The 24,252-nt window shown below is 50.1% G+C and carries 28 protein-coding genes; 17 read left to right on the forward strand and 11 right to left on the reverse strand.

Annotated elements, in window-relative coordinates; all coding sequences use genetic code 11:
* The first annotated feature begins 369 nt into the window (after nt 1-369).
* The 5 genes from ACTJIK_RS18830 (at nt 370) to ACTJIK_RS18850 (ending at nt 4,522) form a co-directional block, all read left to right on the forward strand.
* Nucleotides 370-1,131, forward strand: coding sequence for an SDR family NAD(P)-dependent oxidoreductase (locus tag ACTJIK_RS18830; protein ID WP_440648938.1), 762 nt, complete (start codon nt 370-372; stop codon nt 1,129-1,131).
* Between the two features lie 60 nt (nt 1,132-1,191).
* Nucleotides 1,192-1,944 carry an SDR family oxidoreductase gene (locus ACTJIK_RS18835; protein WP_440648940.1) on the forward strand — a complete coding sequence of 251 codons (753 nt, stop codon included), beginning with the start codon at nt 1,192-1,194 and terminating at the stop codon, nt 1,942-1,944.
* A gap of 96 nt (nt 1,945-2,040) precedes the next feature.
* Nucleotides 2,041-2,946, forward strand: coding sequence for a helix-turn-helix domain-containing protein (locus tag ACTJIK_RS18840; RefSeq protein WP_440648942.1), 906 nt, complete (start codon nt 2,041-2,043; stop codon nt 2,944-2,946).
* Between the two features lie 35 nt (nt 2,947-2,981).
* Nucleotides 2,982-3,782: an alpha/beta fold hydrolase gene (locus ACTJIK_RS18845; RefSeq protein WP_440648944.1), complete on the forward strand. Its 801-nt coding sequence runs from the start codon at nt 2,982-2,984 to the stop codon at nt 3,780-3,782.
* A 101-nt stretch (nt 3,783-3,883) separates the two neighbouring features.
* Nucleotides 3,884-4,522: a class I SAM-dependent methyltransferase gene (locus ACTJIK_RS18850; protein WP_440648946.1), complete on the forward strand. Its 639-nt coding sequence runs from the start codon at nt 3,884-3,886 to the stop codon at nt 4,520-4,522.
* A gap of 13 nt (nt 4,523-4,535) precedes the next feature.
* Here ACTJIK_RS18850 and ACTJIK_RS18855 read toward each other — a convergent pair whose 3' ends face one another.
* Nucleotides 4,536-5,663: an alpha/beta fold hydrolase gene (locus tag ACTJIK_RS18855; protein ID WP_440648948.1), complete on the reverse strand. Its 1,128-nt coding sequence runs from the start codon at nt 5,661-5,663 to the stop codon at nt 4,536-4,538.
* A 107-nt stretch (nt 5,664-5,770) separates the two neighbouring features.
* Between ACTJIK_RS18855 and ACTJIK_RS18860 the strand changes: the two genes are divergently transcribed.
* Together ACTJIK_RS18860 and ACTJIK_RS18865 are read left to right on the forward strand one after the other, a co-directional pair.
* Nucleotides 5,771-6,670, forward strand: coding sequence for a helix-turn-helix domain-containing protein (locus tag ACTJIK_RS18860; protein WP_440648950.1), 900 nt, complete (start codon nt 5,771-5,773; stop codon nt 6,668-6,670).
* Between the two features lie 9 nt (nt 6,671-6,679).
* Nucleotides 6,680-6,880, forward strand: a complete 201-nt coding sequence (locus ACTJIK_RS18865; protein WP_440648952.1) for a hypothetical protein — start codon at nt 6,680-6,682, stop codon at nt 6,878-6,880.
* 7 nt (nt 6,881-6,887) lie between these two features.
* On the opposite strand, the gene ACTJIK_RS18870 is transcribed toward ACTJIK_RS18865, so the two are convergent.
* Together ACTJIK_RS18870 and ACTJIK_RS18875 are read right to left on the reverse strand one after the other, a co-directional pair.
* The gene (locus ACTJIK_RS18870; RefSeq protein WP_440648954.1) at nt 6,888-7,316 is read right to left on the reverse strand and encodes an SRPBCC family protein; all 429 of its coding nucleotides are present in this window, start codon (nt 7,314-7,316) and stop codon (nt 6,888-6,890) included.
* A 47-nt stretch (nt 7,317-7,363) separates the two neighbouring features.
* The gene (locus ACTJIK_RS18875) at nt 7,364-8,569 is read right to left on the reverse strand and encodes an MFS transporter (RefSeq protein ID WP_440648956.1); all 1,206 of its coding nucleotides are present in this window, start codon (nt 8,567-8,569) and stop codon (nt 7,364-7,366) included.
* Nucleotides 8,570-8,703: 134 nt separating this feature from the next.
* Here ACTJIK_RS18875 and ACTJIK_RS18880 point away from each other — a divergent pair, with 134 nt between their 5' ends.
* Entirely contained in the window at nt 8,704-9,699 is a 996-nt protein-coding gene (locus ACTJIK_RS18880; RefSeq protein ID WP_440648958.1) for a GlxA family transcriptional regulator, read from the forward strand.
* An 86-nt stretch (nt 9,700-9,785) separates the two neighbouring features.
* Entirely contained in the window at nt 9,786-10,181 is a 396-nt protein-coding gene (locus tag ACTJIK_RS18885) for a VOC family protein (protein ID WP_440648960.1), read from the forward strand.
* 113 nt (nt 10,182-10,294) lie between these two features.
* Here the strand turns inward: ACTJIK_RS18885 and ACTJIK_RS18890 are convergent, their stop codons facing one another.
* From ACTJIK_RS18890 to ACTJIK_RS18900, 3 genes are all read right to left on the reverse strand, one after another.
* A complete protein-coding gene (locus ACTJIK_RS18890) occupies nt 10,295-10,708 on the reverse strand; it encodes a DUF1761 domain-containing protein (protein WP_440648962.1) in 414 nt (137 codons plus the stop codon).
* A 68-nt stretch (nt 10,709-10,776) separates the two neighbouring features.
* Nucleotides 10,777-11,469: a helix-turn-helix transcriptional regulator gene (locus tag ACTJIK_RS18895; RefSeq protein ID WP_440648964.1), complete on the reverse strand. Its 693-nt coding sequence runs from the start codon at nt 11,467-11,469 to the stop codon at nt 10,777-10,779.
* 109 nt (nt 11,470-11,578) lie between these two features.
* Nucleotides 11,579-12,136, reverse strand: coding sequence for a hypothetical protein (locus ACTJIK_RS18900; RefSeq protein WP_440648966.1), 558 nt, complete (start codon nt 12,134-12,136; stop codon nt 11,579-11,581).
* Between the two features lie 204 nt (nt 12,137-12,340).
* Here ACTJIK_RS18900 and ACTJIK_RS18905 point away from each other — a divergent pair, with 204 nt between their 5' ends.
* On the forward strand, nt 12,341-13,756 hold the full coding sequence (locus ACTJIK_RS18905; protein ID WP_440648968.1) for a S41 family peptidase: 1,416 nt from the start codon (nt 12,341-12,343) through the stop codon (nt 13,754-13,756).
* A gap of 47 nt (nt 13,757-13,803) precedes the next feature.
* Here the strand turns inward: ACTJIK_RS18905 and ACTJIK_RS18910 are convergent, their stop codons facing one another.
* The 3 genes from ACTJIK_RS18910 to ACTJIK_RS18920 form a co-directional block, all read right to left on the reverse strand.
* Nucleotides 13,804-14,349, reverse strand: a complete 546-nt coding sequence (locus ACTJIK_RS18910; RefSeq protein WP_440648970.1) for a hypothetical protein — start codon at nt 14,347-14,349, stop codon at nt 13,804-13,806.
* Nucleotides 14,346-14,837 carry a hypothetical protein gene (locus ACTJIK_RS18915; protein WP_440648972.1) on the reverse strand — a complete coding sequence of 164 codons (492 nt, stop codon included), beginning with the start codon at nt 14,835-14,837 and terminating at the stop codon, nt 14,346-14,348. The genes ACTJIK_RS18910 and ACTJIK_RS18915 overlap by 4 nt, the downstream gene beginning before the upstream one ends.
* Before the next feature lie 153 nt (nt 14,838-14,990).
* A complete protein-coding gene (locus ACTJIK_RS18920) occupies nt 14,991-16,244 on the reverse strand; it encodes a PQQ-dependent sugar dehydrogenase (protein WP_440648974.1) in 1,254 nt (417 codons plus the stop codon).
* Nucleotides 16,245-16,492: 248 nt separating this feature from the next.
* Between ACTJIK_RS18920 and ACTJIK_RS18925 the strand changes: the two genes are divergently transcribed.
* On the forward strand, nt 16,493-17,485 hold the full coding sequence (locus ACTJIK_RS18925; protein ID WP_440648976.1) for a phytanoyl-CoA dioxygenase family protein: 993 nt from the start codon (nt 16,493-16,495) through the stop codon (nt 17,483-17,485).
* Between the two features lie 47 nt (nt 17,486-17,532).
* Here ACTJIK_RS18925 and ACTJIK_RS18930 read toward each other — a convergent pair whose 3' ends face one another.
* The gene (locus tag ACTJIK_RS18930; protein ID WP_440648978.1) at nt 17,533-17,895 is read right to left on the reverse strand and encodes a winged helix-turn-helix transcriptional regulator; all 363 of its coding nucleotides are present in this window, start codon (nt 17,893-17,895) and stop codon (nt 17,533-17,535) included.
* A gap of 82 nt (nt 17,896-17,977) precedes the next feature.
* Here ACTJIK_RS18930 and ACTJIK_RS18935 point away from each other — a divergent pair, with 82 nt between their 5' ends.
* A complete protein-coding gene (locus ACTJIK_RS18935; protein WP_440648980.1) occupies nt 17,978-18,715 on the forward strand; it encodes an SDR family oxidoreductase in 738 nt (245 codons plus the stop codon).
* Nucleotides 18,716-18,770: 55 nt separating this feature from the next.
* On the opposite strand, the gene ACTJIK_RS18940 is transcribed toward ACTJIK_RS18935, so the two are convergent.
* Nucleotides 18,771-19,691, reverse strand: a complete 921-nt coding sequence (locus ACTJIK_RS18940) for a helix-turn-helix domain-containing protein (RefSeq protein WP_440648982.1) — start codon at nt 19,689-19,691, stop codon at nt 18,771-18,773.
* Between the two features lie 143 nt (nt 19,692-19,834).
* Here ACTJIK_RS18940 and ACTJIK_RS18945 point away from each other — a divergent pair, with 143 nt between their 5' ends.
* From ACTJIK_RS18945 to ACTJIK_RS18965, 5 genes are all read left to right on the forward strand, one after another.
* On the forward strand, nt 19,835-20,587 hold the full coding sequence (locus ACTJIK_RS18945) for an SDR family oxidoreductase (RefSeq protein ID WP_440648984.1): 753 nt from the start codon (nt 19,835-19,837) through the stop codon (nt 20,585-20,587).
* A gap of 43 nt (nt 20,588-20,630) precedes the next feature.
* The gene (locus ACTJIK_RS18950; RefSeq protein ID WP_440648986.1) at nt 20,631-21,368 is read left to right on the forward strand and encodes a glucose 1-dehydrogenase; all 738 of its coding nucleotides are present in this window, start codon (nt 20,631-20,633) and stop codon (nt 21,366-21,368) included.
* A gap of 213 nt (nt 21,369-21,581) precedes the next feature.
* A complete protein-coding gene (locus ACTJIK_RS18955) occupies nt 21,582-22,112 on the forward strand; it encodes a hypothetical protein (protein ID WP_440648988.1) in 531 nt (176 codons plus the stop codon).
* 106 nt (nt 22,113-22,218) lie between these two features.
* Nucleotides 22,219-23,352 carry an MBL fold metallo-hydrolase gene (locus ACTJIK_RS18960; RefSeq protein ID WP_440648990.1) on the forward strand — a complete coding sequence of 378 codons (1,134 nt, stop codon included), beginning with the start codon at nt 22,219-22,221 and terminating at the stop codon, nt 23,350-23,352.
* 36 nt (nt 23,353-23,388) lie between these two features.
* Nucleotides 23,389-24,120: a helix-turn-helix domain-containing protein gene (locus ACTJIK_RS18965; RefSeq protein ID WP_440648992.1), complete on the forward strand. Its 732-nt coding sequence runs from the start codon at nt 23,389-23,391 to the stop codon at nt 24,118-24,120.
* Nucleotides 24,121-24,252 lie beyond the last annotated feature (132 nt).

Genomic DNA, 24,252 nt, shown 5'->3' on the forward strand with positions numbered 1-24,252 from the left:
AGGTTTGATCTCTTGGTACCAGAACCGGGCTCCAATGGCGGGAGAATCATTTATATTTTGTTTGGTCCCCTTTTCAGAAGCGGAATAAATATAGATGTTGGCTCTGCCAAAGGTTATTGAGGCAGGTAAAATTATTTCCAGGCAGCAGACAGATCAGCTTTTGTTTTATTTCTATCAACGATCTTTCATACAGATCTCCTAACTGAGATAGCTTTTAAAACTCCCTTCCCACCACATCTCCCGGATTATTGGAGATCGCTGGTAACATAAAACCCAACTTCTCTGAAATGTATAAAACCTATCCGGAAATGTATAAGTAGACCTTCGCCCCGCTGCTGAACTTTGCTATATAAATTAAAACTTAAAAAGATGAAAACAACAAACACAAAAATTGTCCTTGTAACCGGCGGGAGTCGGGGAATTGGAAAAAGCATTGCGTTAAATGCCGCTCAACGTGGCATTGACGTTATCCTCACTTACAACAGCAACTCCGATCAGGGAAAAGCAGTTGCTGATACCATCAACACCAATGGAGGCAAAGCAGTTGCCTTGCCATTAGACATGTCCCAAAGTAGCACTTTTAGCAGCTTTGCCGATCAGGTCTCACAGGTGCTAAAGCAGGAATGGAATCGTGAAAACCTCGATTATCTTGTAAATAACGCAGGGATATCCCAGCGAATGCTCATCAAAGACACAACCGAAGAGCTGTTCGATGAACTTGTGGATGTAAATTTTAAAGGTGTGTTTTTCCTTACTCAAAAACTAATTCCTTTGATCATTGATGGTGGTCAGGTTATTAATATTTCTTCCGGGCTTGCCCGCTTCGCCTTTCCTGGTGTTGCTGTGTACGGTGCTCTTAAGTCCGCAACAGAAGGCTTGACACGGTATTTTGCCAAAGAATATGCCGGAAGGAAGATCCGTGTAAATAGTGTTGCGCCAGGGGCAATCGACACTGAGTTTGGTGGTGGAAAAGGCGATGATAGCCATCGTGAGCAAATTGCCGGCATGACTGCGTTAGGACGCCTTGGGAATGCGGACGATGTGGGCATGTTTGTTGCATCCCTCCTTTCCGAAGACAGCCGCTTTGTAAATGCCCAACGCATCGAGATAGCTGGCGGGATGTTCATCTAGTTCCCGAGAGGAGCATGCCTTACGTTTGTTCCTCTATTCTTCAAACCCAATAACTTATTTATGAATTCTTTAAAAAAGAAAGTCGCACTGGTTACTGGTGCCTCAAGAGGCATCGGTAAAGCAATTGCGCTGAGGTACGCCCAATTGGGCGCAGACGTTGTGGTTAACTACGCAAGTAACAGCGTGGCAGCTGATGCGGTAGTTAAAGAAATTGAAAGTTATAAGGTAAAAGCCATCCCGGTGAAAGCGGATGTTTCTAAACCCGCTGAAATAGATCGGCTGTTTGAATTGGCCGTCAAAGAATTTGGGAAAATTGATATTGTGGTGGTAAATGCGGGGTTAGAATTAGTAGGTGTGCCGGTTGCCTCGTTTAGCGAACTGCAATTTGACAACTTGTTTAATACCAATACAAAGGGCGCATTCTTCACCATGCAGGCGGCAGCGAAGCATGTCGCTGACAATGGCCGGATCATCTATATCGGCTCAAGTACTACAGGGCTGCCTAACCCCGGCTATGCGCTGCATGGCGGAAGCAAAATGGCCGCTTTGTACCTGGTGCAAGTATTGTCGAAGGAATTGGGCAAAAAAGGCATAACCGTAAACGCCATTTTGCCCACGGCAACCGAAGGTGCTGGAATCCATACTGTTGTTGACGCGGAAGCTCCTATCAGGGCCATAATACCAACATTCTATCCCATGGGGCGGATGGGTACTCCGGAGGATGTAGCAAATGTTGCAGAATTTTTCGCCGGTGAACTGTCGGCCTTTGTAAGCGGACAGCAGCTTTTGGTCAGTGGAGGTGCTATCGCCTGAAGAAAAATTACCTCCGCTTCATTGTTTATCAATGGCAGAATTCTTCCTGTACAAGTCATTTTTAGTAAATTTACCTAGCTTCCAAATTGGTTATATATGCAACAATCATTCGTTGATATCAATACCATACATGAGCTACATAAGCTCTACAGCTGTCCGCCGCCGAAACATCCACTGGTTTCCTTCCTTCGGTTGCAGCAGGTCAGCAGGGACAACTTTCCGGAAAAGGAAACCACGTTCCGGCTGGGATTTTATGCTGTGTATCTCAAACAATTAAAAGGATCAATGGGTTATGGGCGCTCCCATTACGATTTTGATCAGGGTACATTGGTATTTACCGCTCCGGGGCAGGCTGTTTCCACGCAACGCTACATCTCCTATGATGATGGATGGGGATTATTCTTTCATCCTGATTTGTTGAACCGGACCGGGCTGGGCAAAAAGATACATGGATACTCATTTTTTCAGTATGATGCCAATGAAGCGCTGCACGTGTCCGAGGATGAAAAGAAGACGTTGCGTAACTGCGCGGATAATGTGACACAGGAGTATTCGCAAAACTTAGACAAACACTCACAGGAATTGATCGTGAACAACCTTGAACTGCTGCTCAACTATTGCAGCCGTTTTTACGACCGGCAGTTCTTAACACGTTCCAAACCCAGTCAAGACCTGGTTCAGCAGTTTGAAAACCTGCTGCTGGGCTACTTTTCAAAGGATTCGCTGATCGATGACGGACTTCCCGATGTAAAATACTTCGCATCACGGCTCAACCTCTCTGCTGATTATCTTTCCGATCTACTGAACAGATATACGGGTAAAACCACCCTGGAACATATCCACCTGCAACTGGTAGACAAAGCGAAAACCCTCCTGTGGAGCACAGACAAAAACATCAGTGAAATTGCATATGAACTAGGCTTTGAACATCCTTCTCATTTCACAAAAGTATTTAAAAGCAAGACCGGCAAGTCTCCGTCGGATTACCGGCACCTGAATTGAAAAATGACGCATTTTGCATCTTTATAAAACATACTATGAACTTAAATTCCAACTGCGGCATACGCACATTTAAAATACTGATTATTTGTATCATGACGATTTTCGTCTCAACATCACAAGCTCAGGTTTCCACGAGAATCCACAACATTGTGCTTGTTCATGGTGCATTTGTAGATGGCTCCGGCTGGCAGCAGGTCTATGAAATCCTCACCCAAAAAGGCTACAAGGTCAGCATTGCACAGCCTACGCTGACTACCTTTGAAGGCGATGTGGCTGCTGTAAAACGAGTAGTCAACCTACAGGATGGACCTTGTATTTTGGTAGGGCATAGTTATGGAGGCGCCGTAATAACAACGGCGGGTAATGATTCCCTGGTTAGCGGACTGGTATATATTGCCGCACATGCACCGGATCACGGTGAATCTGAGGCTGGCAACGGGAAAAGTTTTCCGGCTGCTTATAAATCACTAATTAAAGGAAATGACGGCTGGGACTACATTGATCCAAAGATGTTTGCTTCTGATTTTTCAGGTGACCTGCCAAAATCAAAAGCAGATTTTATGGCTAATTCGCAAACGCCTACTGCCGACGTGGTATTCCATGCCATCATTCAAAATCCAGCCTGGAAAACAAAGCCTGTTTGGTATATGGTAGCAAAATCTGATAGGATTATTAATCCTGATTTAGAGCGGATGTATGCCAAAAGAGCGAATAGCGTAAAAATAGTGGAAATAGAAGGTGCAAGTCATTGTGTTTATATAACCCATCCTCAAGAGGTTGCAGACTTAATTATTTCCGCTACTGACCTTTCTAAAAAAAGGACAAAGGGAATTTAGGCTCGTCTAATTTCTGACTTGTCCGGGTGGAGAACTTTTAAGCCAATGGATAAACAAACCGCCCCCGTTTTCTTGTTCACTATTGAAAACCCAGGAATAACATGAATTCACAGGAAAAAGTATTAAGCTGTTACAACCAGGTGGCCGACGATTACGCAGCCGACCGTTGGGACGAACTCTCCAAAAAACATTTCGACCGGTTGTTATTAAAGGAATTTGCAGCCGTCAATAAAGATAAAGGGCCCTGTGCCGACTTTGGCTGCGGTCCCGGGCAAACAACAAAGTTCCTGTACGACAATGGCGTAAAGGACATTACCGGCATTGACCTGTCGCCGGCAATGATCAGTGCCGCCCGGAAGCTTTCCCCCCAGATTAAATTTGAAACCGGGGACCTGTTGAATATCGCTTACCCGCCAGGAACGCTTGGAAGCGCGGTTGCCTTTTACGCGATCGTACATTTTACGAACGGCCAGGTCAGGAAATGTTTCCAAGAGATCAACAGGGTATTAAAAACAGGCGGAAACTTTCTATTTTCCTTTCATGCAGGGGACGACGTAGTGCACTTTGACAAAGCGCATGACAAAGAAATTGATGTTGACCTGATCTTCTTTAAGACGGACGACATCATAGAACTGCTTCATGGAACGGGTTTCAATATCACTGATGCCATAGAGCGGCGCCCGTACGAGAATGCGGAATACCCCAGCAGGCGGGCCTACATCTGGGCCGCGAAAAAATAAAGGGCCGGTAACGTTATTGGCCCGGTTTGGAGCTTAAAAAATTCTCAATAAGCGGTAATACCTCGTCAAAATTTGTCTCCAATATTTTATGACCACCCTCCAGAATATGTATCTGGGCATTGGGCAAGTCCCTTTTATAACAATGGGCTTCTTCCACGCTGTAATAGATATCATACTTTCCCCACATGATCAGGGCGGGAGGCTGGTGGGTACGGAAATACTCCTGGAAGACAGGAAACCTTTTCAGGTGATTTTTGTAATCGGTATTCAGCTCAAATTGCATATCAATATTACCAGGCCTCTTCAGCAGCTCCCAATCAATCATCCACAATTCAGGACTGACCCTGGGCAATATCTCATCGGGTAATCCCCCCGTGTGCTGCCGCTTTATACCTTCTTCGCTCAGGAACCCGGAAACTTTTTTCTTCTTCTCGGGAGTGGGGTTTTCCCAATAGTCTATTGTTTCAGCCCATTGCGGGCCAATGCCTTCCTCATACGCGTTGCCGTCCTGGACAATTATCCGTTCTATCTTTTCGGGATGGCTTACACACAGGCGTAAACCAACAACGCTGCCATAGTCGTGGAGATAGACAGTGAAGGTCTTTAAGCCTATCGCATCAGTAAACTTATTTATATATTTCGCTATATTATCGAAGGTATATTCAAAGCTATTCCTGTCCGGGAAAGCGCTGAACCCGAATCCGGGGTAATCAGGGGCCACCAGATGATACCTGTCGGAGAGGGCGATCATCAAATTTTTGTAGATCACTGATGCGGAAGGAAGGTCTCCATGTAACAGCAACAACGACGGATTTTTCCTGTCCCCGGCTTCCCGGTAGAAAATATCAATGCCGTCAACTTTAATTGTTTTATTTAAAATCTGCCTGGGCATGTTCTTGTCTTTTTTGATGATCGAAGAACAGGCGCAAATTTTATTCCAACGCGGCGGTCCCCACATGGATGAGCACCTGCTTCTTTTCAGCCATACGGCAGCAAAGTAAACCAGCCTTACTAAAGATATACCCGCCGCCATAAACGACCATATTTCAATGATCAAAGCTGACCACCCTTGCGATCTTCCATTGCCCGTTTTCCCGCTTCCAGCCACCAGCGCGGGTAAAATACCACCGGTAGTTGTCAAAAACAACGATAAATGGCGGAATAACAACCAGGAGTATCGGCTGTTTTTACCGGTTTTGGGGATGACCGTGATATCTTTGCATTATCAAATCAAAACACTTTGTACATATGTTAAACGCTAAGACGGTCGGCAATAAAATTGCCACAGCACGAAAGAAAACAAATATCTCCCAGGCCCAGCTCGCCGAACGCCTGTTCATCAGCCCCCAGGCAGTCGGAAAATGGGAACGCGGCGAATCGATGCCGGACATCACTACTTTTAACAGTCTCGCGGAGATCCTGGGCGTTGATCTCAACTATTTTTCGGATAACTTCCAGTCTACCGCCACCGGGGCAGCATCAGCCGGGCCTGAGGCCCAAACATCCGGTGAATTGCAGCCGGGGAAGCAGGAGAAAAAGCTGAACTGGGATATGTCTCGAGGGAACTGGGTGGATGCTGATTTTTCAGGATTAAAAAATCTGCAGAAACAGTTCAGCTCCTCCAATATGCAGCGCTGCAAGTTCATCGGTTCGGACATGTCGGGACTACTCCTGAAAAGTAATAATATTGATACCTGCGACTTCTCCGGCTCCGACTTCCGCAACAGCCACATTCAAAATTCCCATTTAAGCAACAACCTCTTTAAGGACTGTACGCTGGAAGAAACTGAATTTTCGGGAAGCTTTATCCAGGGTTGCGATTTCACCAATGCGGATTTTACCGGGGTGGTGGCTAAATCCGGCGGCTTCGAGAAAAATACCGTTACCAACGCAGTATGGAACCGCACCTCTTTTAATGCCTTGTATATCGCTGATATCGTATTCGGGGGTGTAGTAGATGACTGCTATTTTGAAAACTGCGCCTTCAAAAGAGTGACATTCCAAAATGCAATACTGACGAACACGTTCTTTAAAGGCAAGAGCCTGAAACAGATCCGGTTTATCGACTGCCAGGCAGACCGGTTGACCTACGAATTCCTGAAGAACGGGAAAGCAAACCTGAGCGGCATTACATTATTAACCACATAGGAAACAAAAATGGAAACGATAGAGAAATATTTTTCCCGGGACATAGGGCTTATGCTCGGACGTTCCATGCGGCGCATCCTTTGCCCCATGAACTCCAGGATCACGGTTACCATTCTGCCAGTTGCGCTCCTGTTGCTGTTCGTATATCTATTTGGCGGGGCGATCCTGGTCACAGAGAAGATATTCTTTGCCATCACTGGTCTAAAGTAAAAAGCAATTATTTATTCTGATCAGGATACGCAAACCCCTTCCCTGTTTCGCAAAGGAATCGCAGGCTCCGGAGGAACAGCGCCCAATCGTTGCTGCAGGAGGCATATTCAGGGGTATACTCCTTCCATCCGTCATGATGGAATAACAACACGGTTCCTTTTTCGTGCGGCTGCAATTCAAAAGTGATCTCCGTGCCCAGCCAGTCCTCATAGCCTTTAATACAGGTCCATTTCACCCGGCTCGCCGGTTCCAGCTCCTCTACCCTCATTTCTTTGAAATAGTCGGGGCCGAAAGCAAACCTTGCCACACTGCCTGTTTCGGGTTTGGCGGTTGTCTCGGGCGTCCACCAGCCGGCCAGGCCTTCCTGGGTGGTTAGTGCTTCATATACTTTTGCTGCCGGCGCTTTGATCAGCAGCCTGTGAAAGATACTTTTCATAATTTTTTATTTACTTTTTGAAACTCGATCTAATTACCCGGGATGGCTCATGCCGCTTGCTCCCCTTTCATCCCTGCCGCCGTTCTTTCTGGAATTGAAGCCGGTTCTCCCGCTGCTTTGCAGCGCTTCCTGGCCGGCACAAAGCTGAGCCCAAGCGCTGCCAGCAGCAGCAGCACGCTCATCCATACAACGTTATGCACGCCGTAACTGTTGATAATAATGCCGCCCAGGAATGCGCCCAGCGCGAAGCCGGCATTCCCGAACGATACCATCAGGCTGGTAGCCAGCTCGGGCGCTTCCGGCGCTTCAGCTGAAATATTGGTCTGGGAGATCATAAACCCGCCGGTATGGATAAATCCCCATACGCCCACAATCGCTGTGATGGGCACAAACAGCCCGCCGAACAGGTATGCGAGCACATGCACGGTAATCAGGGCCGTTAAGAACACGCGGGCGGTGAGCAGCACATTTTTGCTGAGGGCAACGCCGGCCGCCCAGTTGCCCGCTACACTGGCTGCGCCGAACAACAGCAACAGCAGGCTGATCTGCTTGCCGGTCATAACGGACACTTTCAGCAGGAACTCCGCCAGGTAACCATAAGTGGCAAACATACCCGCTATCATGATCGTGGTGGCGACCAGCTGCAGCCATAGCCTTGAATTACCCAATACCCTGATCTGGCCCCGCTGCGTTTGCCCCTTTGGCACCGGCATGGAAGGAATGAACGCCAGCAATGCAGCCAGCGCGGCGAGGTTGATAACGCCCGCGGCTATAAAAGCACCCTGCCAGTTCACCAGGTCCGCGATATAAGTGGTGAGCGGCACGCCCAGCACGGTACCTACGCTGATGCCGCCCATTACCACGGCCACTGCTTTCGGCACGTCTTTAGGCGCCACCTGTCTCGAAGCGGCCGCGATGGCTACGGACCAGAAAACGGGATGCGCGAGGGCGGGTATGATACGCGCGATCATCAGTACGGTAAAATCGGGGGCAAGTGCCGATAAGATATTAGACAGTACAAACACGAACAGGGCCCCGCTCATCAGCCACTTGCGGTTGATCTTAGCCGTCATGTACACCATAAACGGGCCGGTCAGGGCAATGGTAAGCGCAAAAGCGCTCAGCAGCCAGCCGGCAGTATCGATGGAGATCCCGAATTCCCGGGCTATTACAGGTAAAATGCCAATCACGCTGAACTCCGTGGTAATAATGCCAAAACCGCCGAAGGCTAATATGAAGATGGATCTTTTCATGGCTGAAGAATTTTATACGGATCATTCATCCGTTACAAAGCTATCCCCCAATTATAACTTTGGCCAGTGGGTAAGTGGACTTTATGACGGGGCGATTTGGACAAGAGGAATCTTTACCTTTGAAAAAAGATCCGATGAAACATCTTACCATCATAGTCCCCGACGGCCAGAGCACCCTCAGCAGCGTTGCCTGTATAGTAGGCGCTTATGAAATGTTTGAAAGAGCTAACCAGTACTGGATCGAAACCGGCAGGAAAGCATTATTCAAAATAGCGCTGGGCGGTGTTTCGGAAGAATCGGAATTTCACAACGGCATGCTGGCGCTGCGGTCGCTCACGCCCGTTTCCGCTATCCGCAACACCCATCTCATTATCATTCCCTCATTGGCCAATGATTTTCAGCAGGCCATGAAAGGCAACATACAGCTGGTCGATTGGGCGGCGGAGCAATACCACGCAGGCGCGGAAATAGCCAGCATGTGCACGGGCGCATTAATGCTGGCGGCTGCAGGCTTGCTGGACGGTATGAATTGCTCCACGCACTGGCGCATAGCCGATACCTTCAGGGCCAAATTTCCCGGCGTGATCTTACAGGAAGAAAAGCTGATCACGGACGAAAACGGGATCTACACCAATGGCGGCGGCTATTCTTTCCTGAACCTGGTGATATACCTGATCGAAAAATATTACGACAGGCAAACGGCGATCTATTGCTCGAAAATATTCCAGGTGGAGATCGACAGAACAAGCCAGTCGCCCTTCATCATCTTCAGCGGCCAGAAGCAGCATAGCGACGAGGTGGTCAAAAAAGCGCAGGCCTATATTGAAAGCAGGCCGGATGAAAAGATATCTGTTGAAGACCTGTCTGCAAAATTCGCCGTGGGCAGGCGGAATTTCGACAGGAGATTTATCAAAGCCACAGGAAACACCCCCGTGGAATATGCCCAGCGGGTAAAGATCGAATGGGCGAAAAAAACCTTCGAGAACACACCCAAAACAGTGAACGAAGCCATGTATGAAGTGGGGTATTCAGACATCAAAACGTTCAGGGAAGTATTCAGGAAGTTTACGGGGATGTCTCCATTGGAATATAAGAACAGGTACAACAAAGCATCGGTAACGGTATATTGATTGTCCCAAAAACCCCTCACGAAAGTCGCTATCGCACTGCAAAAGTTCTCCGGGTAAATGATAGCTTTGTAAAAAAAACAAACATTATGAAGCCAAAAAAGATATGGTCCAACTTAGCGGTAAGCGATCTCGCACGGACAACTAAATTTTATACAGAACTGGGATTTAAGCCCAACGGTTCCAATAAAGAATTGACAAGCTTTGTTGTTGGCAAGGATGAATTCGTGATCCACTTCTTTTTAAAAGACATCCTCAAAACCGCCATAAAGGGTGAAATAGCTGACTCACAGCACGCGAACGAAGTAATATTTACGCTTTCCGCAGAAAGTAAGTCCCAGGTGGACGATTGGGCAAAAGAAGTTGAAAATGCAGGCGGAAAAAATATATCCAGCCCGGAAGAATTTGGCGAAGGATATTATGGTTTTGTTTTTGCCGACCCGGACGGGCACAGGTTCAATGTATTTTATATGGAAGGCCTTTAATTTCTTCCACAAGAGCAAAAGAATTCTTAAAAATATCATATCGAAAAGTAAAAGCCGCTATTGTAGCGGCTTTTTATCTGTATCGTTCCAAGACGGGCTGCTGGCACTCTCTGCTATTTCATTGCTATTAAAATGATGTTCACCAGCAAAATACCTACCAGGTGGTAAGCCCCGCTGATGATGCCGTAAAGTACCGGCCGGGGAATATTCGGATTGATCGCGATGTTGACTGTATTGGCCACCAGGAACCCGATACCGATTACTAAAGAAAACTCCACCGCGCCGCTAAAGGATTGAATGTTCAGCGCATACAGCAGCACCGCGCTCGCAAGGGTGATCACCAGGGAACAAAGGGCAGGGCCTGCAATGAAAACAGGTTTGTTGGGTAAGGTCTCATTCTCTTTCCCCAAAGAGATCTTGTACGGCTTACTGAAAAACAGGGTGAACCACAAAGCGCCGAGCACGAAATACACGGCAAATGCCAGTAAAACACCGATCCAGCTTAAGTTTACGAATTGACTGATCATAATTAAAATTTATGATGCAAAACTAAACGGGGCGGTTGACAGCCCTGTGTCAGGGGTTCAAAAAGAAATTAATGATACTTGTCAAAAAAATCCTGCAGCGTCATTTTGTGGGGAGCGAATTTTTCAGGAAGGATATGCAGTTTCCTGATCCTGTCCAGCCGGAAATACCGGAATTCTTTCCGCAGGCGGCACCAGGCCACCAGCAGCCAGCCTTCCTGGGTATGCAGCAGGGCAAAAGGCTCTATCAGCCGGGTGCTGGTCTTTTGCGCTTCGTTGGTATAATCGATCCGGGTGAGGCTGAAATTGGTCAGCGCAAATTGCAGGTCGGATAAGTTATTGCTGGTCCTTTCACTGTTAAGGTTCCGGGTATAGCGGGTCCTTTCTGCGAGCAGGTTCGCTTTGTCCTTCACCTGATATCCTAATACGGCTTTGATCTTGTCTATCGCTTCGGTATAATCTTTCACAAACGAAGCGTCTTTGTTCTTCAGCACCAGCTGTTCCGCAAGGATCAGGGCGTTGGCCTGGTTTTCGGTGAACATCACGGGCGGAATGCGGTAACCTTCCATCAAAGTATATCCCCTGCCCTCTTCCGTCAGCACCGGCACGCCCGCCTGTTCCAATGCCTTGATGTCCCGGTAAATAGTCCTGATGCTTACCGAAAACCGGTTAGCCAGTTCCGTTGCCGTCAAAAGCCGCTTCGTCTGCAATTGCAGCAGGATGGCCGTGAGCCGGGAAAGCCGTTTGGTATCGCTGTCGCTCATGATCGCTGGTTTATCATGGGCGTAATAATACTAAATAATATGAATTCACGGTAAAACGAAAGCCTCCAGATCGAAACCCGGAGGCTGTTTCTGCTCTATGTTTGTATAACTAAATCTTCGCGATGAGCTTCAGCGTTTTCAGGTCGAACAGCAGGATCTCGCTTTTGTCCGTTTTATCGTATTTGCCGTTGTTATTGCTGTCGTAATGCCCGGTGATCACGAGGCCGCCCGTCTGTCGGTTCACAGTCCAGGTGCGCGTATAAAAATTATCGGGCGTCAGCTGCACCTTTTCTTCCCCGTCTGTCGAAAGGCCGAAGACCTGGAAAGGGTCGCTCCAGTCGATGCGCTTGCTGTTATCCAGGTTCACCGTACGGGCTTCCACGATAACGCGGTTGATCTGCAGGCTGTCTATCCTGATCTGGTCAAGCTCCGACAAATACCCATCCTTGGGGAAATCAACCATTTTGCTCTGGCCGTTCCTGGTGTTGATGAATAAAAGCTGCGTACTGTTCACGGTTGCCATTTTCCCCAGGTTTTCTATGGTGGCAATGGTATAATCTGTGCCGGTAAGCTCTTTCAGTTTGTTGAAGTGAACATAGTTGTATTTGTCCTGCCCGTACGCCGAAATGGCCCATAGGAAGAAAAACAAGATAAGCGCATGTTTCATTGTATATGGATTTGGTTTTGTTAGGAATAGGGTACTAGTAGCTAAGACGCTCAGGCGCTAAAAAAGTTTCAGGCGAAGGACATTGTTTTTTTGAAACATGAGAAGTTCGGCCCCTATTCCTATTACCACAAATAATATATATTTGATGTTATGCTTCTTTTAGCGCCCTCAACCGGCAAACTGCAATAAACTCACTGAATTCACATGCATCGCTTCACAACTCTTTTATTTGCCACACTTTTCCTGCTTTGCTCCGCCTCCGTCGCCTTTTCCCAATCCCTTACCAAAGCGCAGATGCGGGAAGACCTGGACACGCTCATCCATACCATCGCCCGCGTTTCCCCGCATATCGCCGTCAAAAAAGACCTCTGGAAATATGATGCCATCCGCGAAATGAAGGCGCTCCGCCGGCAGATAGACACGATCTCCTCCGACCTGTCCTGGTACCTGTTGCTGGAACAGGCGCTCACCCTTCCGCAGGATATGCATACCAGCATGCTACACCCGCTGCCTGCCTGGCTTAAAGAACAGCGGGACGCTTATCTCCGCATCCGCTCGCTCTTTAAAATGGCCATCCCCAATATTTATATGAACGGGAAATACATTATCCGCGAAGCGTTTTATTACGGGCAGGATACTATCCCGATCGGCACAGAGATCATGGAGATCGAAGGGCGGCCGGTGGACGATTATGTGCAGCGGCACATCCGGGGCAGGGGTTACGCATACGACGTCAGCCGTCGTAAGTTCTTTGGCGCAGGTTTTTTCAAAACCACGGAAACCATTTTCCGGGATAGTCTTTCATTCGGCTTCCGCCTTCCATCAGGCGCCGTTAAAAAGCTAACCATGCCCACCCGGGAATTTACCCGTTACCTGCCCACCGGGTACAAACGGCGGAACCCGACCCGCATCGAGCTGTGGGAACCTGAGAACATCCTCTACATCCGCCTCACCGAAATGAACGCGGACTCTATCCCTTTCCTGCAAAGAGAGCTGGCGAAATACAGGAGCCGGGTGCAAAGCCTCAGCCGCATCATCATCGATTTCCGGAATAACGGCGGCGGCGACGATACTACCTGGCAGTCGCTTTACGCGGCCATCCTGCCCTCGCCTGTTTCATATCCGCTGAAGATCAGCGCCAATAAAGGATTTGGGAAAGAAAAGGAAACAGCCCCGCTGCTGGCAAAATACGGACTGTATTCGCTCGTCAACGACACGGTTACGTTGGAGCCCTCTGATTCGTCGCTCCGCTTTACCGGTAAGATCTTTGTTTTGTTTGAAGACCATTACTCGAGCACTGGCAGCGCCATGATAGTCCCGAATGCGCGGCACGATGATAATTTCATTTCCATAGGCCGCAGAACCGGTTATTTCCTCGGGGTGGGCTTTGCGCCCCTGGCATTTACGCTGCCGCATTCCAAGCTGCCCTATCGCATTGCGCCCTCGCTGGAAACCACCGGCGCCGCCCGTCCGGCGGACCTTATGCACGACGAGGCTGAAATAGAAGTTCCCTATGATGTCCGGGATATCATCACTACCAGCACATATAACGGCGAACTCGGCGATAAAGCATACCTGCTGCGTTACGATCCGTTCATAAGGATAGTGATGCAACATTGAACTGGAATTCCTGAAAATTGTTCACCCGGCAAGACCGGGCGGTCCTGTTATTTCCCCGGCACCAGCTCCACCCGGTTCAGCGTGTAGCTGTATTCGCTGTTCCCGACCCTGAACGCTTTTTGTTCATCCAGTATAAACAGCACATTATCATCTCCTTTCAGCAAATACACCCGCACCGCGGGATCACTGAACTCCAGCGTATATACTTCCGCGTTAGGGTCCGATGGCAGGCCTTTTGCAACCGACCATTTACCTTCCAGCTCTTTGAGCCGGTACGAATGACCGTCCTGCCACCTCACTTCCCCGCCTCCCACAATGCGCAGCATAAACGCAGCGGGCTGTGAAGTGGCCGGGTCGCGAAAGAGCGTGAGGCGGCACTTCAGTTTTTCACAATCGCCCGGCACGGCCAGCTTCAGCTGTTGTGCAATACCGCCGCAGGGCGCCCGCCCTTCAAAGGCGCCAAAAAAAGACGGGCCTTCCGGAATGGGCTGGAAGCTGACGGCTTCCGAAGGTTTATTGTCTGCCGCGGCCGTTTGCGCTTTTGAAGATCCAGCCAGCAGTATACCGGCGGCGATGATCAGTAACGTTTTCATAGTTTTCCGGGTTTATCGGTGATCCTGCTCAGGGTGTAGCTCCAGCCGCCGTTGCCCGTCATGAGGCGCAGCCCGCTGTCCAGCAGGTGAAGCAGCTGATCGTTGAGTTTGAGCAGGGAAATGGTTTTACCGCTTTGCGCATCATGCAGCTGGTAAACGGTCGCCTGCGGGTTGGAAGCAGCGCCTTTGAGGATGCTCCATTTGCCTTCCAGCGCCAGCGTTTTCCCGCCTCCTTCAAATCCTTTAGTGCCCTGCGCGGGCATCCCGTATGTACATCGCAGCCGGAATGTTTGTTCATAGAGCGTCAGCTCCCATTTCATCAGTTCGCAGCCTTCCTTCACATCCATGCCCGGCAAAGGCCGCGTGCCCTGGCTGCAGGGCGTGCTGGCCGCAAATACGGCCGGCGGCGGAACACTATTCTGCGAACAGGCATTGGCGGCTGCCAACAGCACCGCGCCTGTCATAAAAAAGAGCCACGAAAGTTTCATATGCCTGGATTTTCCCGAAAGCTACAACCAGCCCGGCAGCCGGAAGAACATTTTACACCTCCCGGCCAAATATCTTGACGAAAAACTTCCCTTAAACAAAAAAAAAGCCCCCGGGCGCATACCTGGAGGCTTTTATATCTTTTTGAAAGACCTTTATTTCTTGAATATCCGGTACAGCTTGCCGCCGTCCGTAACAGCATACAAAGCGCCGTCCCTGCCTTCCGTGATATCGCGGAAGCGTTCTTTTTCATCGGCCAGCAGCCTTTCTTCGCCTGTCACTTTATTGTTTTCGATCACCAGCCGCGCAATGTGCGTGCTGCTCAGCCCAGCGATAAAGAGGTTGTTCTTCCATTCAGGAATGCTGTCGCTGCTGTAGAAGGTGATGCCGCTGGGAGACAGTACGGGATCCCAGTAATACACCGGTTGCTCCAGCCCTGCTTTCTGCTGGATGCTGTCGCCGATCTTTTTCCCGCTGTACTCGATGCCATATGTGATGGTGGGCCAGCCATAGTTTTTCCCGGCTTCTATCCTGTTCAGCTCATCGCCGCCCCTGGGGCCGAATTCTGTTTCCCAGAGATCGCCGGTGGCCGGGTGGAATGCAAGCCCCTGCACATTCCGGTGGCCGTAGGAATACAGCTCCGGCCTTGCATCGGCCTTGCCTTCGAAAGGATTGCCGGCAACAGGTTTGCCGTCTTTGGTGATGCGTACTATTTTCCCGAGGCCCGATTTCAGGTCCTGCGCCTGCGGCCTTGTTTCCAGGTCAGAACGTTCGCCGGTGCTCACCACCAGGTTGCCGGCTTTGTCTATCAGGATGCGGCCGCCGTAATGCAGCGTGCCTTTATAAGCAGGCGTAGCGCGGTAGATCACCGTTGCGCCTTCTATTTTCTTTTCATCCGCGGAAAGCTTTCCTTTTGCCACCGCGGTGAGATTGCCTTCGGGCAGCGCTTCGGAAAACACCCAGTACACTGTGCGGTTGCTCGCAAAATCGGGGTCCACACGCAGGCCCAGCAAGCCGCCCTGGCCGGCGGGGTTCACCGGGGGAAGGCCGGTGATGGAATCGCTCACTTTCCCGTCTGCCGTTGCGATGCGCATAGTGCCTTTTTTCTCGGTGATGAGAAAACGGCCGTCCGGCAGGGTGGTAATGCCCCAGGGAGATTTGAGGTCGCTGCTCAGCACCTTGCCTTCGTAGGCGGTAGCGGATTTTACGCTGCCGATCCTCGTTTGCCCGGGGAATGCCGGTTTATAATCGGAGTTGGCAGGCTTGGTTTCAACAGGCGCGCCGGTAATGGCGCTGTCTGCCGTTGCCTCGCCTGTGTTTTTGGGAGCGCTCTGGCCACAGGATGCTAAAATTAATGTGCCTCCAAGACAGATCGCCGCCAGAAAGCCGGGTTTCGGATACATGTTCATAAAATGGTTTTATGTTACGATTGCTGCTTAAATATAGTCCAAGTTTCTATAATATTCTGCCGGCATCGCTTCGGGCACAAGTTGAAGCGCAATTTTGAAGGAATTTTGAAACGGCCCCGTTTGATGCGGGCAGCTTTCGCCTTGATATGGATGAACTTTAAAAAAGAAATATTGTATTTTTGAAATATATTAAAGCCGGTCAGGTAAAGCCAGGATATGGTCTCCGCTGACAGCATAAACGCCTATATATGAGCCTGATCAAGGATGTACGGATATTTCTCAAAGGTTATTCCGTATACAAAAAGGAAAAACAAACACCCGAAGCAGCTTATCTCAGCATGCGGAGGTTGTTCAGCAAAACGAACGGCCGCTTCAACAACATCGCCGCCGCGCTGGAAACCGCCTTCATGCCCAAATATAAATTTGACCCACAGGTTACCGGCATACTGGGCACGCTTTCGCAGGACGAAATAAAACAGATAAGCCAGGCCATCCGGGAAAACGGTTTTTATATTTTCCCCCGCCCGCTGGAACAGGAAAAGGTAGACGAGCTGATCCGGTTCGCCCGCACAACGCCCGCCGTTCCCCGTATCGCGGGCAACAGAACGCCGGTGGTATACAGCAGTGAACAGCCCGTGAGCCCGGTATACGATTTCACGGCGCAATCCCTGTTCGAAGCGCCGGTGATACAATCGCTGCTCACGGACCCTACCGCGCTGGCCGTGGCGCAGGAATACCTTGGCCCCAGGCCCATGCTGGACCTGGTGACCATGTGGTGGAGCACCGCAGCCAGGCGGAACACGGACCTGTCCGGCGCCGCACAGCTGTACCATTTTGATATGGACAGGATCAAATTCCTCAAATTCTTCATTTACCTTTCTGATGTGGACACCTACAACGGCCCCCACTGTTACGTAAAAAAATCGCACCGCGTCAAACCCAAACCCGTACGCAGGGACGGCAGGATACCCGATGAAGAGCTGATGGCCAATTACCCCGCCGCCGATTTCGAAGAGATCACGGGTAAAGCGGGCACTATACTGGCGGTGGACACCTCCGGCTTCCACAAAGGCAAGCCGCTGGAGAAGGGAGAACGTTTGCTTTTCCAGATGGAATTCGCCACCAGCATGTTCGGCCAGAACTACCCGCCCGTGCAGGTGACGGAAAAGATCGCGAAGGAGTTCCTGGACACCACGAAGAAATATGACAGGACTTATAAAGAGATCTTAAAAAAGAACTAAAAGCATTGCCATATTTGTAAAGAGCCGCACGTAATGTGCGGCTTTTGTTATTTCCCTTTGATCTTCTTTTTATGCTCTTTTCCCCAGCGGATCATTTCGAGGATAATGCCGCCGAAGGACTTGCAGTATTCCGTGGACATGTATTCAACCCTGGTCGGGAAATCCGGGTCTTCCACCCGTTTGATGAGCTTGTTCAGCTCCATTTCCTTCAGCTCCCGCGAAAGCATGCGCGTGGTAATGCCCGGGATGCTGCGTTCTATTTCCCGGAAACGCCTGTTGCCGTTACAAATAGAGTTGATGATGGGCAGCTTCCATTTGCCGCCGATCACATAGATCGTGTCCTGCAGGGCCTGTACCTCCTCCGACTGGTTCCTCGGGTTGGATAGTATTTCATCTATTGCTTTGCTCATTGGTATCATGCGTTATACTGGTTACAAAGTTATACCAATTGGCCGGTAACTTTGGCCTTGCAATCATAAAATTGACAAACCAATGAGCATACAGCACAAAACAGCCCTGATCACGGGCGGCAACAGTGGCATAGGATACGCTGCGGCAAAGGAATTAAAAGCGCGGGGCGCAACAGTGATCATAACCGGCCGGAGAAGGGAAGCCATGGAAAAGGCCGCGGCAGAACTCGGCGTGATGACGTTTGTAGCGGACCAGTCCAGCCTGGACGACACGGGCCGCCTGGTGGAGGAAGTAAGGAACCGTTTCGGGAAGCTGGACATCCTCTTCATTAATGCCGGCATTGCCGCTTCTTCCCCGGTAGAACTGGCCACGGAAAAGCACTTCGACGATATCATGAACATCAACTTCAAAGGGGCTTATTTTACGCTCAGCAAATTCATTCCGTTGCTGGCAGACGGGGCTTCGGTGGTGTTCCTTTCCTCCAATACCGCCAGCATGAGCGGCCCTGGTTCCTCCGTATATTCCGCCAGCAAGGCGGCGCTCAATTCAGTGATGAAGATCGCCGCGCTGGAGTTGGCCCCGCGGAAAATAAGGGTGAACGCCGTGAGCCCCGGCCCTACCAAAACGGAAGTGCTGAATAAAGGTAATTACGATGCAGCAACGCTGAAATTGCTTTCTGAAACACTGGTGAACCACATACCACTCGGTAAATGGGGCGCAGCTGAAGACGTGGCGCGGATGGTAGCGTTCCTGTGCGACGAGCCGGCCAGCTTTATCACAGGCGCCGATTTCCTGATGGACGGCGGGATGTCGTTATAGCAGAATTAATTTCTGAACGGAGGCCTGCAGGCGTTGCGGGCCTTTTGTTATGCCCCTAGCTTCCCTTCCTGTAAGCCAGCGCGGTTACCCCGGCATTTTTCCTGAAATACCCGCTGAAATGCGCGGGATCGCTGAAGCCCAGCCGGTAGGCGATCTCTTTGATGGAGAGCTCCGTGTGCTGCAACAGCGATTTCGCCTCCGCCATATTCTTCTCCATGATCCAGGTGCCGATGGACTTGCCCGTTTTCGTTTTGATCACAGTGCTGAGGTAATTGGGGTGAAGGTTCTGATCGTCCGCATAATCCTGGATGTGCAGGATGCTGTCTGCCTTGCCGGCGCTCAAGTCGCGGTAATGCTGGTCCAGCAGGCGGCGGAACTTCTTCACGATCTGCGAGCTGCGGTTGCCCTCGTTGATGGGATTGTAATCTTCCCAGAAATATTCTTTGATCTTCAGCAGCAGCACCACGAACAAATGCCCGATCAGCTGGTTGCGGTACGGCGATCGGGAAACATATTCCTTGTGTATCTGCGTATAGATGCGCTCGAATTCGGCAAACACTTCCTCGTCCAGGTTCCGTACCGGGAAATTCTCCGCCAGCAGGAACGGGAACTGGTCGAATATCTGCGGGTGGACGTGCTCTTTCAGGAACGCCTCGCTGAAAGTGACCAGCATGACGTTCTCTATTTCCGTCCATGTATAGGAGCGGTAGTGCCCGGGGTTGGTGAAATAAAAACAATTGGGTTTGATCTCGTATTGCTCCTCATCTATCGTATAGGTGCCATGGCCCTGTTTGGTAAAATTGAAGACGAAGAAGTTCAGCCGGCTGGTTTCCGCGTGGAAAGGCAGTTCCAGGAACACTTCTTTGAGGTTAAAGATGGTGAAGTTGCTCTCTTTCCCGTGGAAAACGGGGCTCAGCCCCATGTCCTGATACTGGTCGAACAGCGTATCAAATACCTTGATCTTCTCCTTTTTCATACAACCTAAGATATATCATTCCCCGAATTCCTGATCTGAGAAATTCGCAGGTCTTGCTGAGGATATTACAATTTTCCGGGAGCGGCTTTCCGCAACTTTGTATCGTCAATCACACACAAACAAAAACAAAAAAAGCACTCAACATGAAAACGCTCGAAAACAAAGTTGCGCTCATCACCGGCTCCGGCCGCGGTCTTGGTAAAGCTATCGCCGAAAGATACGCCGCCCTCGGCGCCAGCCTCATCCTGAATTACAGCCGGGACCAGCGTTCCGCCGAAGAAGTATTGTCCAACGTTACCGCTATGGGCGCCAAAGCCATCCTGGTAAGGGCTGACGTGAGCAGGGTTGCTGAGATCGAAAGGCTGTTCGCCGAAGGGCTGGCTGCTTTCGGGAAGATAGATATCGTGGTGGCCAATGCGGGCATTGAGCTGGTGGAAACCATGGTGACCGATTTCACCGAAGAGCAGTTCGACCGGGTGTTCACCATCAACACCAAAGGTTCTTATTTCACCATGCAGCAGGCGGCCAAACATGTGGCGGACAAAGGGCGGATCATTTACATCGCATCCAGCACCACCAGCTTCCCCATCCCGGGCATGGCCGTATACGGCGGCAGCAAAACCACCCCTCGTTACCTGGTGGATGTGCTGGCACAGGAGATCGGCCACCGCGGCGTAACTGTGAACTCAATTATTCCTTTTGCCGTTGATCATTCAGGTATATTTGCAGACCCGGGCGCCTATCCCGAACTGAGGGCTTCCCTCATCAGCTCCTCCCCCATGCGCAGGCTGGCGGAAGTTGAAGATGTGGCCAACGTGGCGGAGTTCTTCGCGAGCGAACTTTCCTCTTTTGTAAACGGGCAGCACCTGCTGGTAAACGGCGGCGCGAATCAATAACCATCATCACATCCTTTTTCATTCAAACTTCAAAATCAATATTATGAGCACCGTAAACAATAAAGTGATACTGATCACCGGCGCCTCCAAAGGCATGGGCGCGGATATGGCCGCCAAACTCGCAGCAGCGGGCGCAAAAGTGATCGTTAACTATTCCAGCAATACAAAAGCGGCAGACGATGTGGTGGCAAACATCAAAAACAACGGCGGTACCGCCATCGCCGTAAAAGCTGACGTGAGCAAAGCCGGAGACGTGACCGCCCTTTTCGACGCCGCCCTGAAAGAATTCGGCCGCATAGACGTGCTGATCAACAACGCCGGCATCATGGATACAAAAATGCTGAAAGATAACTCGGAAGCGGATTTCGACAGGCACTTCGACATCAACGTAAAAGGCACCTTCTTAACGCTGAAAGAAGCCGCCGCTAAACTCGCAGACAACGGCATCATCATCAATTTCTCTTCATCCACGGTGAGGCTCATGCTGCCCTCCTATGCCGTGTATTCTGCTTCTAAAGCGGCGGTAGACCAGCTCACCAGGGTGTTCGCCAAAGAGATCGGCAGGGGCATCACCGTGAACGCCATTGCGCCTGGCCCCGTGGCAACGGATCTTTTTACGCAGGGCAAATCGGAAGAAGTAATGGCCAGGATCGCCGCCATGAACGCGTTCAACCGCCTGGGGCAGCCTGAAGACATCAGCAGGGTGGTGCTTTTCCTCGCATCAGACGATTCGAAATGGATATCCGGGCAAGTCATTGCAGTGAATGGAGCCATGGCCTGAGCCCTGAAGCGGCGGAGATCTCCTGCCGGGGCAAACCTGCGCGAAAGCGCGGGTCTTTGCCTTTTGTGTATCGCAGCACTTAAATACCAACTATTTCCCGCTTGTACATATGGAATAATCTTTTTATCTTAAAATGCCCAAAAAAGGCAACCCAAAAATCCCAGGCCGGAAGCCCCCGGCCATCATTTGTTAATCATTTAAAATTCCACCCACATGAAAAAAGCCCTTTTCCTTGCAGGCACGCTGCTAATGCTGGCGCTGCACCAGGCGTTTGCCATGCCCGCGAACGCAGGTTCCGCCCAAACCCTCCACCCCGGGCGTATTATCGAATCAAGCATCAACAAGCTCCACCATCCCACGCTGGTCCCTGTCGCCAAAATGGCCAACGGCATGTTGAAGGTGGCCATCAAACAGGGATCCGAAACCCTCACGGACGCCTACGTTTGGCTCGGGTACATCAACGAGTACCAGAGCGGCCCCGGCTTGTACGGCGATGTGGCCATCCGGGTCTATGAAGACCTCAACGCCACCATTCCCTACTCACCTCCCAGCGGCCTGCTCGTGAATTACGAGATCGTAGGGTACGTGGAAGGCAGCGGCGGGTACAACATCCCGTCTTCCGTTTCCGTGTACAGCAGCGAAGTGATCATCGCCTACAACCAGGAGCATGATTACGACGATGGCACCCAGTTAAGATGGAAAGATTTCTACCTCCGCCCGGGCGACTATTTCCCGCTTTCCTGAAAACTCCCTGAAGACCCGCGCGGCGCGCGGGTCTTTTTTTTTGCCCGCCTTAAAATATTCCCCCGACCTGTTCGTCTACTGAAACAACAGTCTTAAACTGTTGTAAATGGGAAAAACAATACTCCGCATCTTCAAACGTATATTCCTGGCGGTACTGAGCCTGCTCGTACTGCTCACTCTCATAATTTTTTTATACATGAAACAAAGCAAGTTCGGTAAAAGTCCGGCCGGGGAAAGGCTGGAAATGATGAAAAGATCGCCCAACTATAAAGACGGCAAGTTCCAGAACATCCACCTTACACCCGCGCTCACCGAAGGGTACGGTTATTTTGAAGTGACCTGGGAAGTGCTTTTTAAGAAATCGCCGCGCCGCAGGCCGGTAGACAGCCTGCCTTCTATCAGGACAAACCTGCTGAACCTCCCTGCAGACAAGGATGCGCTGGTCTGGTTCGGCCATTCGTCTTACTTCATGCAGGCGGACGGTAAACGCTTCCTGGTAGACCCTGTTTTCAGCGGCAACGCCTCTCCCATCCCCGGCACCACCCGATCCTTCAACGGGGCGGACATTTACACCGTGGCCGATCTGCCGGACATCGATTACCTCTTCATCTCCCATGACCATTACGATCACCTGGATTATGAGACCATTACCCAGCTGCGGACCAAAGTAAAAAAAGTGATCTGCGGCCTGGGCGTAGGCTCCCATTTTGAACACTGGGGATATTCGAGCGACCAGCTGATCGAAAAGGACTGGCACCAGGAAGTGCCGCTGGGCGACGGTTTTACCGTGCATACCACGCCGGCAAGGCACTTTTCAGGCCGCGGCTTTACGAGGAACAATACCCTGTGGATGTCGTACGTATTGCAGACGCCTACCCTGCAGATCTACATTGGCGGCGACAGTGGCTACGACACCCACTTCGCCGAGATCGGTAATAAATTCGGCCCGTTCGACCTCGCGATACTTGAAAACGGGCAGTACGACCCGAAATGGAAATACATTCATTCCATGCCCGAAGAAGTGGTGCAGGCTGCCAGGGACCTGAAGGCCAAACGCCTTTTCCCCGTGCATTCCTCCAAGTTCATGCTGGCCAATCACGCCTGGGACGAGCCGCTGTCCAGAATATCGGAACTGGGCAAAGCGGCGGGCATTCCGCTGGTTACGCCTTTTATCGGCGAGCAGGTGAACCTGGGAGATACCGCCCAGCAGTTCACCCAATGGTGGGCGGGGATCAACTAAAATTCCCGAATTTTGACATAGACTTAAATAAGTTACATGACAAAACAGAACCCGTTTATTCTTGCTCTTAAAGCCTACAATCTTACTGTGGAGATTCACCACCATTCCGCATATCAAATTGTACTATCAAACGATACCCCTTTTACTTCAACTATCAGCGGGCAGCTGCACGAACGGATTCATGGCTTTTTAATAAAACCGCATGTTGCACATTTTTGCGTTGCTGAAAAAGGAACATTGAGCGTTTTAAATATAGAACCCTACTCAAATATTGGTTTGGAACTGGCAGGTCGATTTAAGGATAATCAGGAGTGTATCGCTTTCGACTCGCCGTCAGCAATAAATTCCTTCTTTGGGATGCCAAAAGACAGTTCAGACATCAACAAAATAGTCGATTCTCTACTCTCTAAATTGCCGTCTGCTGAATATGATGAAAGAGTTACAAGAATAGTAGAATACATCAAGGCTAACTATTCTGAGCAAAACATAACTCCACAAACATTTGCCGATATCGTTTTTCTTTCTCCATCCCGTTTGGCATCGCTCTTTAAAGCACAAACCGGCAGCAGTTTGTCTAAGTATTTACTGTGGACACGGTTACGCCAGGCTGTCTATCTTGCGCTTACCGATAAAGCCAGAAGCCTTACCGATATTGCCTACGACACTGGTTTTTACGACCTCCCCCAATTAAATAAGTATATGTACGAAATGTTTGGAATGCCCCCTAAAGCATTAAAGCAGAATAGCGATTTAATACAGATCCATTAATCCGGCTCTATCCAACAATACAGATATGTTACCAGAGGCACCTGCAAAATGAGGGTGCCTCTTTTTTATAAGTCATTTACGGCCTGATAAGGCAGCAACCAAAAATAAGAACAGTGATCTGATACAAGTTTA

Source organism: Chitinophaga sp. 22620 (genome assembly GCF_052044405.1).
GTDB lineage: Bacteria > Bacteroidota > Bacteroidia > Chitinophagales > Chitinophagaceae > Chitinophaga.